This is a genomic window from Pseudoalteromonas sp. B160 (assembly GCF_037162485.1).
Lineage (GTDB): Bacteria > Pseudomonadota > Gammaproteobacteria > Enterobacterales > Alteromonadaceae > Pseudoalteromonas > Pseudoalteromonas rhizosphaerae.
Window position 1 is genome coordinate 17,846 of record NZ_JARLUX010000002.1, and the last position, 15,757, is coordinate 33,602.

General features: G+C 40.6%; 10 protein-coding genes and 1 pseudogene. 4 read left to right on the top strand and 7 right to left on the bottom strand.

The annotated features are described in order from the left end of the window. Positions 1 to 366 precede the first annotated feature (366 nt). From P4S61_RS18740 to P4S61_RS18750, 3 genes are read left to right on the top strand one after another with little or no spacing between them, the layout of a single operon-like run. Positions 367 to 678 (top strand): hypothetical protein, encoded by a 312-nt coding sequence (locus tag P4S61_RS18740; protein ID WP_337118940.1) that lies wholly within the window; start codon positions 367 to 369, stop codon positions 676 to 678. Then, positions 657 to 3,005 (top strand): TonB-dependent receptor, encoded by a 2,349-nt coding sequence (locus P4S61_RS18745; RefSeq protein WP_337118941.1) that lies wholly within the window; start codon positions 657 to 659, stop codon positions 3,003 to 3,005. Before P4S61_RS18740 ends, P4S61_RS18745 begins: the two co-directional genes overlap by 22 nt. A gap of 59 nt (positions 3,006 to 3,064) precedes the next feature. Then, positions 3,065 to 4,582, top strand: a complete 1,518-nt coding sequence (locus P4S61_RS18750) for a glycoside hydrolase family 10 protein (protein ID WP_337118942.1) — start codon at positions 3,065 to 3,067, stop codon at positions 4,580 to 4,582. A gap of 213 nt (positions 4,583 to 4,795) precedes the next feature. Here the strand turns inward: P4S61_RS18750 and P4S61_RS18755 are convergent, their stop codons facing one another. Both P4S61_RS18755 and P4S61_RS18760 read right to left on the bottom strand, forming a co-directional pair. After that, complete coding sequence (locus tag P4S61_RS18755; RefSeq protein ID WP_337118943.1) at positions 4,796 to 7,348, bottom strand: TonB-dependent receptor domain-containing protein; 2,553 nt, start codon at positions 7,346 to 7,348, stop codon at positions 4,796 to 4,798. A gap of 56 nt (positions 7,349 to 7,404) precedes the next feature. Next, a complete protein-coding gene (locus P4S61_RS18760; RefSeq protein WP_337118944.1) occupies positions 7,405 to 7,539 on the bottom strand; it encodes a hypothetical protein in 135 nt (44 codons plus the stop codon). Between the two features lie 201 nt (positions 7,540 to 7,740). On the opposite strand from P4S61_RS18760, the pseudogene P4S61_RS18765 reads away from it, so the two are divergent. Next, a pseudogene (locus P4S61_RS18765) lies at positions 7,741 to 8,944 on the top strand (anhydro-N-acetylmuramic acid kinase). Here P4S61_RS18765 and P4S61_RS18770 read toward each other — a convergent pair. The 5 genes from P4S61_RS18770 to P4S61_RS18790 all read right to left on the bottom strand — a co-directional run bounded on the left by P4S61_RS18770 (position 8,941) and on the right by P4S61_RS18790 (position 15,728). Next, positions 8,941 to 9,435: a hypothetical protein gene (locus P4S61_RS18770; protein WP_145239743.1), complete on the bottom strand. Its 495-nt coding sequence runs from the start codon at positions 9,433 to 9,435 to the stop codon at positions 8,941 to 8,943. The pseudogene P4S61_RS18765 and the gene P4S61_RS18770 sit on opposite strands and share 4 nt — an antisense overlap. Positions 9,436 to 9,913: 478 nt before the next feature. After that, positions 9,914 to 10,921 carry an L-threonylcarbamoyladenylate synthase gene (locus P4S61_RS18775; RefSeq protein WP_182735289.1) on the bottom strand — a complete coding sequence of 336 codons (1,008 nt, stop codon included), beginning with the start codon at positions 10,919 to 10,921 and terminating at the stop codon, positions 9,914 to 9,916. Between the two features lie 12 nt (positions 10,922 to 10,933). Next, positions 10,934 to 11,731, bottom strand: coding sequence for a DUF6671 family protein (locus P4S61_RS18780; protein WP_182732406.1), 798 nt, complete (start codon positions 11,729 to 11,731; stop codon positions 10,934 to 10,936). A gap of 5 nt (positions 11,732 to 11,736) precedes the next feature. Then, the gene (locus tag P4S61_RS18785) at positions 11,737 to 14,160 is read right to left on the bottom strand and encodes a YbcC family protein (RefSeq protein WP_337118945.1); all 2,424 of its coding nucleotides are present in this window, start codon (positions 14,158 to 14,160) and stop codon (positions 11,737 to 11,739) included. Next, positions 14,157 to 15,728 (bottom strand): NADH-quinone oxidoreductase subunit L, encoded by a 1,572-nt coding sequence (locus tag P4S61_RS18790; protein WP_182732408.1) that lies wholly within the window; start codon positions 15,726 to 15,728, stop codon positions 14,157 to 14,159. Before P4S61_RS18790 ends, P4S61_RS18785 begins: the two co-directional genes overlap by 4 nt. Between the last annotated feature and the right edge of the window lie 29 nt (positions 15,729 to 15,757).

A 15,757-nucleotide genomic window follows, 5' to 3' on the forward strand; every position in this document is an offset into this window, starting at 1 on the left:
CAATTTGCCAATTCTGCGCCAACCTAATTTAAATTACGGTATCTTACTACTGCGTAATTTAAATTAACCTCGAAGTTCACTATATCGTTAATCTTTTGTTTTAATTGCACTTATTTATAAGGCTCTCATTTTTCATAAATTTAAGTGCTTTATTTAGATAGCGACTAAAGGACATTTTGTATATTTTTGGAATTATAAATTGTAAATATTTATTTATTTTGGAATAAATTATATTGACCTTGTGTGTTTTTTTGACTAAGTTAACAGCAGGTAACAAAACTATAAAATATGTCTTGATTTAGCTATTTTAAATTAGCTGAAGCCGTACAAGTACTTTGCAATATAAAAAGGTTAAATGCTTATACTATGAATAATAAATTCCACACAATTACAGCTCAATTCAAAAAATCATTACTCGCCACTTTGGTTATTTCAGCTTCTAGTACGGCTTTTGCTAATGATGCAGAGCAATTAGACAAAGAAAACTTAACAAAAGAAGATATCGAACGTATAGAGGTAAAAGGCTACGCAGCTTCTGTCGAGAAGAGTCTCAATATGAAACGGTTTGCTAACAGTGTTGTTGATGCCGTATCTGCAGAAGATATCGGTAAATTCCCTGACCAAACGGTAGCCGATGCCCTGCAACGTATTCCGGTGTGCAAGTTGAAAAAGACTTAGGCGGAGAAAGTGACCGAGTAAGTATTCGTGGTACAGCACCCCATCTAAACATTACCTTATTAAATGGTCAGAGTGTTGCTTCAGCGACGGCATCGGCGTCTATCACTCGTCCATCACGTGGTTTTAACTATTCACTTTTGCCTGCAGAGTTAGTCGATACTTTAGAAGTGTTTAAGTCAGCTGAGGCTGATGTTGATGAAGGTTCAATTGGCGGCACTGTGGTGGTTAGAACACGCAAGCCACTAGACAGTGAATCTAACTATGCCGCATTGTCAGTGAAAGCATTTCATTTTGAAAATGCGGATGAAACTAAGCCTTATATTTCAGGTTTATACTCTTGGAAAAATGAAGATGAAGACTTTGGTTTTAATGTGGGCTTTGTGCGCAAAGAACTCACAACCCAAAGAGACAGTAAAGAAGTAAGATTTGGTTACCGTAGTGTTGATGCCAACGGTGATGGCAATAATGAGTATTACCCTGGGGCGGTAGGTTATAATCGCTATGCCAGTGACTCGGATTTAAATACCATTACGGCTACCTTACAATACGCACCTTCAGCAAATTTAGATATTTTATTTAATAACTTGTATTCAAAATCTGAGCATGAGTCTTACGGTACTTATTCGAGTGGTTTTATATTACAAAACATCGGCAATATTGAGCAGGCCGATATTGTCGATGGGACTGTGATTGCTGGGACTTTACCTGCCCATAATAATTTAGGCTATTACGGAAATGCCGGATACCAAGGTGAATTTAAAACTCAAGCTCACGATATTAAAGTTACCTATGCAAAAGATAACTACACTCTGACAACACAGTTTGGCTATAGTAAAGCTGAAGGCGCAGTAAGTGACGTATATTCAGAGTACTACGCAGACACTGACGCTTCGTACAGCATCGAAAATGGCATGCCAGAAGTTGAATTATCAGATTCTCTTACGCCTGCCGATTATCGCTTAGACTACAATCATAAAAATGATATCGCGAATGATTCCGATGAGAAATATGTGCAATTTGATTTTGAGTATCGACTCGATAATGATTACTTTACGGCGATAAAAACTGGGGTCAAATACCGAGAACACAGTAAAGCCGCAAACTTAATTAAAGCAAATTATCCTAAAAAGGGGGCTGATGGCAGTACGAATAATTTAGGCCAGTTTGCAACTACCACAGTTAATGATTTTATGGGTGGTGAGAATGCCATTTTATGGCAATTTGATAATGCCGCTTATAGTAATTGGATTGCTTCTACCGAACCATCAACAGCGCCTTATGAACATCTAGATTATACATATGACTTGCAAGAAACCATTACTGCCGGTTACGTAAAAGCATTGTTTTCATTCAGTGATATTCGCGGTAACTTAGGTGTTCGAGCTGTCAAAACCGATGTTGACTCGCAGTCACTACAATATACGGGCCGTAGTTTTGATCCGCAAAATATCGAAGAAGTTGGTTTTTCTACTAGTTATGACGACTTTCTACCGAGTTTAAATATCGCTTATGATTACAGTGATGAGATCATCCTGCGTTTTGTTGCAGCAAAAGTTATGTCTCGTCCTGATTATGATTTTTTATCCGCTCGTAAAAGTGGTTATTGCACTGCAGCAACAGGCTGTAAGGGTAATGAAGGTAATCCTGATTTAAAACCATATCGTGCTTCGCAATATGACTTATCAGCTGAATGGTATTTTAATGAGTCATCTATCTTATCATTAGCTTACTTTTATAAAGATATCGATTCATACATTACAAATAGCACTGTTGATAAAGAGTGGATGTGGACTGATCCAGATACCGGTGCTGAAGAACTGCGTACTTTCTTGATCACTCAACCATTAAATGGTTTAGGCGGCGAAAACTCAGGCTTTGAAGTTAATTATACGCAAAAGCTAGGTTATGGTTTTGGTATTCAAACTAACTATACTTACTCAGATGCTGAGTTAGAGCAAACCGCAGAGCAGGTCGCTGCAGGAGAAGAAGCCGTTCTGCCTAATAATTCAGAAGATACCTTCAATGCCACAGTGTATTACGAGAATATGGGCTTTAGTGCAAGGGTTTCATATACTTATCGTTCTGAATACTTTTATACAACTTATTTAGGACTCAACCAGTACATTGATGACTTTGGTCAATATGATTTGAACCTTAGCTACAATGTGACTGATAATCTGAATGTGCTATTTCAAGCCATTAATTTAACCGATGAAGACCAGCGTTCAATGTCAAGTAACAGCACTGGTATGTCAGATAGCAATCGTCCACTTGCTATTCATAATTATGGCCGTAGATTCTTACTCGGCGCCCAGTATAAATTTTAATTTCCCCATAGCCGATAGTCCTCACTATCGGCTATATTTTTTCACTTGTTAGGAAATATATGATGGTCCGAGTAATTTTCTCTCTGCTCATATCTGTTACTTTAATCGCTTGCCAGTCCGCTCCTTTAACCCCTATTATCAAACAGCAGGCCAATCCACTGCTTGCAACTATTCATACAGAAGAGGTTGTCCGTGAATTTCGTGCAGCATGGGTTGCGACTGTTGTAAATATAAACTGGCCGCAGCAACCAGGCCTGCCTGTCGAAGAGCAGAAACGCCAAGCAATAAAAATATTAGATACGCTGCAAACGAATAATTTTAATACAGTTATCTTTCAAGTACGGCCACAAGCTGATGCACTTTATCAAAGCTCTACTGAGCCATGGTCTTACTATTTAACCGGTGAGCAGGGGAAAGCCACAGAACCATTTTATGATCCTTTGCAGTTTTGGATTGAACAAGCGCATCAGCGAGGTTTAAAGCTACATGCGTGGTTCAATCCTTATCGAGTTCATCACCCATCAGGTGGAATTGTCAGCGAACAATCAATTAGTATGCAAATGGCTGAAGATGTCGTGCAGCTTAAAAATGGTATGCATTGGTTCATTCCAACTAATCAGTCAGTGATCGATTATAGTATTGCGACGTTACTAGAGTTGGTAGAAAACTATGATATTGACGGCCTTCACTATGATGATTATTTTTACCCTTATCCTTCCTATAATGAAGGTGAAGATTTTCCTGATCAAAGCCAATATTTAGATTATCAAAAACAAGGAGGTAAATTAAGTAAAGGTAATTGGCGTCGAGCTGCCGTGAATCAATTTACAAAAACGCTCTATGAGCAAGTAAAACAGCTGAAGCCACATGTACAAGTAGGTATTAGTCCATTTGGGATATATCGTCCAAAGCAACCGGCCACGATCCGTGGTTTAGATCAGTATGAAAAGCTTTATGCCGATGCCAAACTATGGCTAAATGAAGGTTGGCTTGATTATTTTACTCCGCAATTATATTGGCCTATCAACCAATACTCGCAAAGCTATCCATTGTTAATTGCGTGGTGGCAATCGCAAAATACTCAAAATCGTCATTTATGGCCAGGTATCAACACACTGATAGCAAATACGGATGCAGGAATCGACGAAATCGTTAACCAAATTATGATCAATCGGGCGATGCTTAATAACTCGCCAGGCGTTGTATTTTGGAATGTAAAATCATTAGAAAACGCTGACTTTTCTCAGGTGATAGAAAAGGGCGTGTTTCAACATCAAGCATTACTGCCGCTATCAAATTGGTTACCAGTTCAGGAGGTGAGTAAACCTGCAGTGAGCTATAACCAATATGCACAGGTGACAAAACTGAGTTGGCATCATGCGCAACCTGAGCATGTATTTAAAACGCTTGTTTATCTTAAATATGGCGATGATTGGCAATATAAAATTTACCCATCAATAATGCGCTCAATCACAGTTGAGAATAACAACAATGGACTTGCGCTTTCACATATCCGAGTTGTTGCTGTAAGCCGTGATGAAATGCTTAGCGAGCCGATAGAGATACAGTTTGAGTAATGCCTTGTTTAGCAAGCAAAGTGTAATGCAACAATCACTATTAGCAAATCTCACGCGAGCACTGAGCAACTATACAGCATCTTTACTTAACCGTTAAAATTACGGTTTCTATCGCTGCATAGGTTTGATTAACATTGAACCAAGAAAAAGCGCACCGAGCAGGGTGCGCTTTAAGGGTTTAATCCTGTGCTTCTATAGGCAATAGGGGATTAACTAAAAACTCGGTGAGTAACGAACTGCAACCCCTAGTGTACGGCCAATAACGCTGTAATCACTCACAGTATTAAAGTGGTTAGCGCCAATTTCAGGTGTTGGTGGTGCTTTGTCAAACAGGTTATCGATACCAAAGTTAACGGCGATAGTGTCGGTTGCTTGCCACGATGCAGCAAAGTCCATGTAGTCTTGTGCTGAAATTGTTTCTGTTCTATCTACAGCGTAGTCTACTTCACCGATTCTGCGCCAGCCTAATTGGAAGTTCATGGTATCTAGCTGCCAATCAAAGGTGGCGCGGTGTTTATAATCGGCTTGTAAGATACTCGCAAAATCGCCTGAACAAGCACTACCATAAGTACCTTTACAATCAACTTCTGCTACGGTGCTATTATTTTGGCGAGTTTGTTTTGTTACAAAGTTACCTTGGTATGAGAGCCTAAAGCGACCGCCTAAATCCATTGGTGCATCAAATACATAGTTGGCTGCTAAATCGATACCAGCTTGTTCAATCGCTGCAAGGTTAAAGTCATTTACGATCGCGGTGCTAATAAAGCCTGTGTTTGGATCGCGTAATACTGCGCCACACAATGGGTTATTAGGATTTGGATCGTCAATATAACAGCTCTGTAATGCTGCACCTGGCTGGATTTGGCTTACTGCATCAGTTACGCGAATGCTGTAATAATCTATAGATACATCGAAGCCATCGATATAACTGGGTGTGTAAACCACGCCTAAAGTATCTGATTCAGCTTGTTCTGGTTTTATATCTGGGTTACCACCGTAAGTATAAGCGGCAGAGCTGCTATCAAATTCAGTACCAACTGCAGGTGCGCCAAATGCGGCACATTGTGCTGCGTCACCCGTACCTAGCAAACATGGATCGCCATTAAAACGACCTGCTAAACGTGGCACGAATTGGTCGCTATCTTGATCAAACAATGCCAGTGAAAGAGAGGTGATTGGGCTGGCAAATTCACCTAAGTTAGGTGCTCTAAATGCCGTAAGTTTATTCGCACGGATACGGATATCATCGTTAATTGCCCAGTTTATGCCCAGTTTATAGGTGTCTTCTGCTTCAGTGTTTGAGTAATCAGAAATACGATACGCGCCCTCAAAACTAAGCTCTTTTGCAAATGGCATATCAACTAAGATCGGCACTAATAGTTCTGCATAGAACTCACTACTGTCAAAACTGGCATCCATATCAAAGGCACTAACAGCGGCAAAACTAGTGCCATTTCTAAATGCATCTCCCGGTGTTTGCTTGCCCGTTTCTTTGCGGTATTCATAACCAATTGCAAAATCGACATAACCGGCAGGTAGTTCAAATATGGCACTTGAATCACCTGATAAGGTGGCAGCAAACACGCTCTGCGTTCGCTCGCGAGTGGTATAAAGTAGTGGGTCGCTAAATTCGCCTAGATCTAAATTAGGATCAAAAATATCCATGGTATTGGCTATACTGGCAAAGCGACTATTGCCACTTTTATCGGTTTTGTAAGCATTTTTATAGATCGTTGCTACTTCATCGGTTTGACCATACTGACCATAAATATCGTAACGTAAATAATCGTTAATATCGCCTTTTAAACCCAGTTGAAATTGCAATGAATCTCGCACGGCTTCAGTATGCTGTACGCCAAGGCCTAAATTACGTTCAACATTGACTAGCGCATTACCATCAGCATCAAAGGTGAGTTGTTGGCGAAGTTCATCAGGAATGTATTGGTTATCTTGTGTGAGAGTTACTTGTTCATTAACAAAAATAGGTGTTTGGCCGCTGGCTCCGGCGCCATTAACGGTTACTTTAGAATACATCGCACGGCCATAAATGATTGCGCTGTCGCTGGCATCCACATCAAATAATAAACCAGCAGAAAATCTGTCCATAGGCTGAGTTAAATAGCGGTCGCCGGTAAAGTCATTGGTTTGACGATCGCTCACGACTTGGCCTGCATCATTAATCGCTAAACTATTACCACTGGCAACATCGGTGTATAACCCGCCGCTATTAATCATAGTCGCGCCATTCTCTAAGGCATAATCACGTTCACCAGCAAGTAACTCTTTACGTTCAGAATAACCAAGGTAGCCAGTAATATGGCCACTGCCATCAGCTATATCGCCACCAAAAATGGCTTCAAAATTAAGTTTTTCATTGCCACCATCAGCTGTTTCATAACTACTTGAAAACTCAGCGCCGGTAAAGTCATCATCAAGCACAAAGTTAACCACGCCAGCTACTGCATCGGCGCCATAAACAGCAGCTGCACCGCCTGTTAAAACATCAACACGTTTGATCAAACCGGCAGGAATTGTATTGACATCAACTGAGTTACGAAAACTAAATGGCACAGCGCGCGTACCGTCAATTAATACCAAAGTTCGGTTTTGACCAAGGCCACGTAAATCAATAGTCGATGAGCCAAATGAGTCACCTACCGTTGCACCTGTACTATTAGCTCCCGCTGCAGCTTGTGGTAACTTTGCGGTAATATCTTCTACATTCACCGCGCGATCTAGGTGTATTTGTGCTTCGTCAACACTCACTACTGGGCTACTTGAAACTAATTCCGTTCGCTGAATTCGAGAGCCAGTAACAGTAATTACTTCAGGTTTTTTTGCTGCACTTCTTGCTGTTCAGCGGCCAATAAAACAGGGCTAGTAGTAGCAATAATTGCCAGTGCAATTGGAGATAGCAGGTGGAGTGGGCGCATTGAGTTAGGTTTGCAGTGTTTCATGGTCAGTTCCCGTGGTTATGTATTTTTTGCTATTATGAATTTTATCGTTGTCGGTACACTCAGTGTGTTGGTAAGTTTTAAAGCATTTTTAACTTGTTTGCAATAATTATTCTTTCAATATTTAAAGTTAAGGTATAAAGTATTCTTGAGTTTGAAATGCATATACATTAATTAGTATTTTGATTTTTAAGGGTAAAAAGAATGCATCAGCATATATTACAACTGTATAACAGCGCTAAAAAACAACACAGATTAATAATTGGTCTGATGAGTGGAACGTCATTAGATGGGTTAGATGTTGCATTGTGCAAAGTCTCAGGTCATGGCATGAACACCCAAATTGATGTGTTAGCCTTTGACACTGTTGATTATGATGATGACTATAAACAAAAAATAAAAACAGTATTTGCCAAACGCGAATGTGATTTGGAGTTAGTTACTTTACTTCATCCTTGGGTGGGGCAATTACATGGCAAAATGGTATTGCAGTGTTTAGCTAAATGGGAAGTTGTTGCAGCTGATATTGATGTGATTGCAAGTCACGGGCAAACTATTTATCACTGCCCTAAAAGTCAGCATAACCAGAGCGATTTTAATCATGGTACTTTGCAAATAGGTGATAGCGACCATTTAGCGGTTACGACAGGTATTACCACGATTGGCGATTTTAGACAAAAGCACATTGCAGCGGGGAGAAGGTGCACCACTTGCGGTATATGGCGACTATTTATTTTTTAGCAGCTTAACTGAAAATCGTATATTACTGAATATGGGTGGCATTGCTAACCTGACTTTTTTACCACAATTTGCTGATGCGAGCGCTGTATTTAGCTCTGATATTGGCCCAGGTAATACCATTATGGACGCTTATATACAGCGTTATTTTGCGCCGCTTCATTATGACAAAGATAGTTTAATTGCTAACCGAGGCCAAATAAATCAGCCGCTGTTGAATGAGTTATGCCAAGATGAATTTTTTAATTTAGACTTTCCTAAGACGACAGGCCCTGAAGTTTTCAATTTGGCTTATTTACACCAAGCACAAACGACAACCAACACCCTACAGCTAAGTCACGAAGATGTGATGGCAACACTAAATCGATTTTCGGCGATGATGATTGCACAGGCTATTAATCAATGCAGTGAAAAATTAGCCGATGTTACAGTTTATGCCAGTGGTGGGGGAATACATAATCCACTGTTGATGAAGCATATTTTATCCTTGTGTCCACAGTTACATGAGATTAAAAACACCCATGCTCTAGGTATCGACCCAGATGCGAAAGAAGCAGTTTTGTTTGCGATTTTAGCAAACGAATGTTTAGTGGGTGGCCAGCAACGTTTTGGTAATCAAGCGCAGGGCATACCTACCATTACTATGGGTAAAGTCAGCTTTGCGGATTAAAATAATGATAAAAATGAACTACTAAAACTTGTCATATATTGGCGCAGTGAATGACTTTTAGAAACTAGAGCCGGCTCGTATTGTGGTATATAACCTGCGCCATATTCCTTGATTGCGACATCAAATTCAGCACTGTCTTTGAGGGTGGCATGTAAACCATGCAACATTAATTGCAGCACATATTCGTCGCTTTCATCACTGAGAGTTATTTTTTCAAGTGTCAGCGTTACCGTACCGGCTTCTATATCGCTCAGACGCAGTGTGTATTGCATAAAATAACGTGCATCACGCGCTGCTATATGTGTTGCACTTAACGAAATAGTGTCGCCTTCATGCGCATCTTCAGGTAATACACAAAGCAGTGTAATTTCATGCTCTGCGTTTGCATTTAGATGCAGCGTATCGTACTCCATAGTATGTGCCATGGCAGCTGATAGCGGATCTTCAAAAGATTGCAGTGCAAAGTTCAAGCGCACTAAAGGAGTGGTCATTGAGGTCAGTCGTCTTTTCTAGGTTAATTAAATCGAATGGAAATTATCCTATAGTTTAATTGCAGATTTATGACTAATTGAACGTATTTTCATCATTTTCAACTTAGCCGTGCTAAAACAATGTACTTTCTCATTTCGTTTCAAATTGTTTCCCCATTCATAAGGGATAGAGAGTCATATGTGCTTAGATGGGAGGATGTTAAGTTTTTGGCTTGGTATTTTACTCTTAACTAATTTTTTGGCGGCTCAACTTGCTATCAAACATTTACTGATCAAATAGTCTTGCTACTGTGGCGAAATCTTAGGTGTGATTAAAAATAATATATTGTGATTCTACATGTTCAGTGTTATCGATATTTATCATAATTTAAGCAAGGTTTTGGGTCTCATAAATAGGATAAAACAATGGATAGTGACTGTGATTTGCAAGCCTAGGGTTAAATCAAATGACTTGCAAAGTTTTAAGTTAAATATTTACTTAGCCGATATACGTCGATGCTGCACGTGAGAGTCTGTCGTTTACTGCTGACCATGCTTGCTCTTGTGGTGGTTGCTCTACCAGAATAGTTAAACATGAGTGTTTATCGATTTGATGCAGCGAATCATAGAGATTTTTTGCGTAATCATGAGGTTCTTCTGCTAAACATGTGATGTTGTTAATAGGCACATGTTTAAATAGCAGCGCATCGATGGCAGTTTTTGAATACACTAAATAATGTGTTTTATCGTTGTCATGCTCATTAATCTCAGTGATTAATTGTTCAAGCGATATCAATGTTGTAGGAGTATTCGGTTGATAGTGGGCGCTGACATTGCCTGGCACTATTTCGTTATGTTTTAAAGGTACTGCCACGGTTAGTCCTGTTACCTGCTCAATTTCTACTGCGCTAATAGGACCTGGCCTCAAAATACGCAGAGTTTGATCAGTAACTTCCAGTATGGTTGATTCAATGCCATAGGAACATTTCCCGCCATCTAACACCGCCGCAATACGACCATTTAGGTCGTTGATAACTTGCTCTGGTGCTATTGGACTCAATTGTTTGTAGCTATTTGCTGACGGCGCGGCTAAACCGGTATCAAGTTCGGTTAATATTTTTAAAAATAAAGCATTTGCTGGTACTCGTAAACCAATAGTATGCAAACCACCTGTAACAGGATTATTTAATCCTGTTTTTGCTTTAAGGATCATCGTTAAGGGGCCTGGCCAAAATGCATCTGCAAGTGGTTTTACACAGGCCGGTAATTGCTCTGCCCATCGGGTTAAATGACTTTGATCAGGAATATGTACAATCAGGGGATGGCTTTCAGGTCGTTTTTTAGCAGCAAAAATTTTTAATACGGCACTAGGAATTGTTGCATCTGCGGCAAGCCCATATACTGTTTCGGTTGGCAGTGCGACACATTGCCCCGACTTAAGCAAGCTGATCGCATCTACGATACCTTGCTCGCCTGATAACATTTTAGTTGAATTAAATGGTGTCATTTAGTGTTAGTCTCATGGGTTACAAATTTGACAATAAGTTGGATCAGCCAACGCGTTGTTGCTTGGAACAACACAGCTATGTTGGCAATGATCACAAGCGATTAGATGATGCTTAACTTGCTTGGTTGGTAATGAACATTGGCTACAAATTAGCCCGGCTATTGCCTTTTTAATCACAAAATTAGCTGCCTTACACTGGGGGCAAAATGACGTTAAGCGTCTTGCTAAATCTTTCGCTGCGTTTGCGATCATAGTTTGCCGTTCAGGGCTATGCATGGCTCTTAAATCGGGGATGATTTTCCCCGAAGATGGTAAATGATAAGTAAACCTTGCTAGCAATTCATCTAGGCTTAGGCCTTTTTCAAGCGTATGCGGCAATGTTAATATCCAATGTTGCTGTTCAAACTTGGCTAGCTTTTCGGCTATTGTTTGTGCGGTTGTATGATGTTCAATGGGTAAGCTAATGGGTGAAAATGGCCCAGCAGCATGGCCATAAATAGCTGTGTTTGTATCACGCTGATACAGGCAAAGTAATTCAGTATTGAAGTTAACTAAGCCAAAATAAGGACCACCACCAAAACTTCCTTCGCTGCCTAAGCCAAATGCAGCATTACTGTATTCACACGCTTGTTTTGCTTTAGTTAATGCTGCTTGTTCAGGTGAGCATGTACGAGCAATTTCACCACTAAAGGTGCCCAATGAATCGGTATCAAATGCGTCAGACTCTCTAATCTGATAGCCTAAAGGCTCAAGATAAGGAGCAATCCAGCGTGATTTTTGATGCTTAGTCGCAAGAACGATGTGTGGCATTGTTGTTAACCTTCATTGGCATGAATACAGTTATGCCACCTTCCTTTAAAAAAGCGCTCGATTTCATTGTTATCACCCCACCGAAATAAGCTTAGCCAGTCGTTATCTACCAGGTTTTTGATCATGCTATGTTTTTCATATATCGATGCAATTGCCTGTTGTGGAGCGGCAATATAGACGCTTAATCTTAGTGGTTCATGCATCCATTTTTCATCATTATGTAATGATTGCATAGCAAGGCCAATGCGCAAATCACCGCCATTACCTTCAAAGATGCCTATATTTCCTCCCACTGCATTATGCAGTACTTTGTTACCACTACCATATTTAAAGTTATCTGTGACCGAGATATTGTATTGGGTATTAATCCAGTTGGTGACGATCATCGGTGCAGTCATAATGAGCTCTAATAAACTAAAATCAGTATCATGTTGCCACTGGTAATCATGTAAAAAGCTGCGGCCTTGTAGATCCACCTCGCGAGTCCAGCTTCGCGGAGCAACAATAAATGCGGCATTATTAGCTAACCCCCACTCAGGACGAACTTGTGACCAGTCATTTGCTCGCTGCTGATAGGCTTTGTTTATTTCTTGGTGTGACTTCAATGCTAGGCTTGGTTCGATATGCTGTATTCTTTCGCGCTGAGCTTGTTGAGTCGCCGCTGATAACCATTGCTTAGTTGTGTCGTTCAGTGGTTCATCAAAAATTGTAATGTGGTCGGTTGTGGTGTTGTGTAGCGCGGCAACAAATTGGCAGTTTGTGGGGACAGTGGATCCGCGTTTTTTTAATGCTTGGCGAACCTGCTGATCATTTAGTAATGACGCTAACACACGCACATTAACTTCGCCTGTTTGTCCTCCGCAGGCTCCGCAATCAAGGCCAGCTGCATGTAAATTATTGGTAGTATGGCTACCGTGACCGACCAACAATATAGTCTCAGCATAGTGTTCTATCGCCATGGCATTTAATACCGTATATGCAAGTTCTGCTTTATCTTGAACATTAAGTTGCTGATCATTTTTGTTTAATTGCCATTGCTCGTTATGGCTTGACTGTATGCCATCACGGCTTGCTAAAAAAGTATTTTTTAGCAGTTTAAACGCGTATAACCAACCCGCGGATTCAACCATTGAAAACGCAGCTGGTGCGGCTTTAGACCAGCTCTGCCAAGCCGCTGTAAGCTTTCGCTTTGATAACGTTTTATTGTTTGTATGTTGTTCACTGACCTGAATTATCGGTTTTAATAACCCAGGAAGTTGTGGCCGCTTAAGGGAACTAGAATGGGCTTGGTATTCAATAGGCAGGCCAAAAAAGCCTGCAAAGCCGAATGTTTCAATGGTTTGGCTTTGTGATTCTAATGCTCGGCGCATCACTTCTGAGCGAACATCAATACAAAATATCGCCTGTAATTGTGTCTTAGTAACGGTTTTTTTATCAGCATTAATGAGCTTTTGTTGCAGTGTTTGTTGATAATTTAGTTCTGCTGCTTTAGCCCACACCCATATTGGACGCTGAGCAATTTTATGGTTATTTAAACGCTCGGATATTTGTGCTTTTTCTTGCTGCCATTGACTGCTTAACAACGCATAACTTGGCTTATCATGGTCCTTAAGGTAACGCCAAATAACTAAATCCCACGCCATACGTATCGCTAATAATTGGTACATTTCATCGTGGGGCTGTTGATATAAGTCCCCTTGCCAACGTAAATACGCCAGCCACGAAGCCCAGCCATTAATATCGAGTAACAGGGCATGGGCATAATACTCTAAGCAGTCCTCGTCAATTCCTAACGTATTGATTGTTTCTACAATTAATTGGTCAGCTGAGTCAGGTAACTGAGCAAAATAGCTGTTGAGGTGTTTTTCATCCATGATGATACTAACCCCTTTGTCTGCTTTGATCACTGTTAACCAATGATGGTAGAGATCACTGACTTGAGAAATATCGTTACGATGTAGCATAGGGCCAAGCTGTTGATAATGTGCCGCACAAAATTGACTGATTTGATGAATAATTTCATCGTGCCAAGCCATCTTATGTGGATCTCGTTGAGTATCAAGCAAGTCAGAAATGTTATGCCAGTGCATCAGTGGTAAATCAATTTTCAGTGACTCTTTTAGCTGTTCAAGTGTTAAAACAACTCCTAATATATGGGTTGCATCACGTAAGTTTTCATCGGTGATTGCTTGTTGTTGATATTTTGCTTGATAATAAGCTTTAGGCATTTGTAGTTTGGCATTGGTCAATACGCTTATGCGAGCACTGACTTGCTCGATGGGCATATCGCGCATGTGCCAAAAGGGATTCACAGCAATCATTTGATCAAGTGGCCAACTGGGTGCAATGTAGCCACATACTTTTGCTAATATCGCTTTTTCTGTATTGTTAAGTGCTTGCTCAGTGTTACAGGAGGTAGCGGTATTCATAATTGTGACTCCTTTGCAATAAACGTCTGGTTGTGGTGCTTCGTATTTGTTTGCTTATCAACGGGAAGGCGAATAGGCCAAAGTTTTAAGGTTAACCGAGTGAACCATTCATCAAGATACAGCCCTGCAAATAACATGGTTGAGAGTGCTTTTACTTTAGGGTGTTGGCTTTGATTGCGAAGAAAGTAACTTAATGCCATTAATGTTGTAATCAGTACGATAGCCCAGATATCAGCGATGCTAAATGCCGCTTCACGCCATGCTGTGGTATCGACAGCTAAGCCAAATAGTGTTTTTAATCCGACGTAGCTTAAGGTCGCAATAAGAGCGATAAAAGTGATGGGTATTAGCATACTCCTCCCTGCAATACCGTGCTTTGTAGCAATCAGTATTGTGAGTGCTAATGTTAGTAGTAACCAAACACTGATAGCGCCACTGTAACCACTGATAAACCATGCCGAAGAAACAATAACTGTTGAAATAATCATGCCTCTGAGCCAATCAGCTAATGAGGGAGTATGTTTTGGTGCATGACGGCGATTAATATCTTCATTAATTGCGTTACCTGCATTTAAAAATGCGTATGCTTTATACATAGAATGCGTCACTAGATGCATGAGCGCCAGTTCGAAAAGTCCTAATGCACATTCTAAGAGCATTAAACCCATTTGTGCGCTGGTTGACCATGCGAGTCGAACTTTAACACTGACCCGAGTCGTCATGACTAAGGCGCTAATTACAGTGGTTAACCCTGCTACGACCAGCACTAACCACTGGGCAATTGTTGCTTGCATAAACAGTGGCGCAAATAAAATTAATAAAAAACCACCTAGGTTAATCACCCCTGCATGTAAAAGCGCACTGACAGGAGTTGGCGCTTCAACAACTTGGATAAGCCAACCATGTAACGGAAGCTGTGCGCACTTGATCAGCGCAGCCAGTGCAATAAGACTGCCAGCGAGTTGTTCACTCAATGTTAGCTCGACGGTATTATTTATGTAGGCCGCAGTGATCTCAGTGATCAACCAGGTATCGTGTACGTTATATAGCAGTGCAAAAGCGATGAACAAACATGTTTCAGCTAAACGGGCGACAATGAATTTTTTATGTGCGGCCAGTGCTGCACGTGGCCTGTTAGGATAAAACATTAATAACTTATGTAGCGCGAGACTAATTGATAGCCAGCCCAGCCAAAATAGAATTAAATGATTACTTAATACAACCAGAGTAACAGCCGATAAGGTCGTCAATAACCATCGCCAAAAGTAATTAATACGTGGCTCACCAGCCATATAGTTTTGACAAAACCTTACCAAGCAAATGCCGATAAACACGATTAGCGCCAGCATAATGATTCGAGTGGTTGTGAAAGAAAGGGCTGATATTAACGACAGGGAGAAAGTAGTCTGAGCAGTTAACGCACCTATAAGTAACAGAGCATTTGCGATTAGTACATAAAAGATGGCCTTGCCATTATTGGCCGTGGTTTTGTTACCGATAATGTAAGCCGTTAGCAGCATGCTAAGGGGGATAGCCAACATTAACAGTGAAATAATTAACTCACTCATTTACTGCTCCTTTTAATTGATGCAATTAG

Coding starts and splice junctions, on each gene's coding strand:
- P4S61_RS18760 (WP_337118944.1), bottom strand. CDS start 7,539: ATGAAACACTGCAAACCTAACTCAATGCGCCCACTCCACCTGCTATCT.
- P4S61_RS18770 (WP_145239743.1), bottom strand. CDS start 9,435: ATGACCACTCCTTTAGTGCGCTTGAACTTTGCACTGCAATCTTTTGAA.
- P4S61_RS18785 (WP_337118945.1), bottom strand. CDS start 14,160: ATGAATACCGCTACCTCCTGTAACACTGAGCAAGCACTTAACAATACA.
- P4S61_RS18740 (WP_337118940.1), top strand. CDS start 367: ATGAATAATAAATTCCACACAATTACAGCTCAATTCAAAAAATCATTA.
- P4S61_RS18775 (WP_182735289.1), bottom strand. CDS start 10,921: ATGACACCATTTAATTCAACTAAAATGTTATCAGGCGAGCAAGGTATC.
- P4S61_RS18790 (WP_182732408.1), bottom strand. CDS start 15,728: ATGAGTGAGTTAATTATTTCACTGTTAATGTTGGCTATCCCCCTTAGC.
- P4S61_RS18750 (WP_337118942.1), top strand. CDS start 3,065: ATGATGGTCCGAGTAATTTTCTCTCTGCTCATATCTGTTACTTTAATC.
- P4S61_RS18780 (WP_182732406.1), bottom strand. CDS start 11,731: ATGCCACACATCGTTCTTGCGACTAAGCATCAAAAATCACGCTGGATT.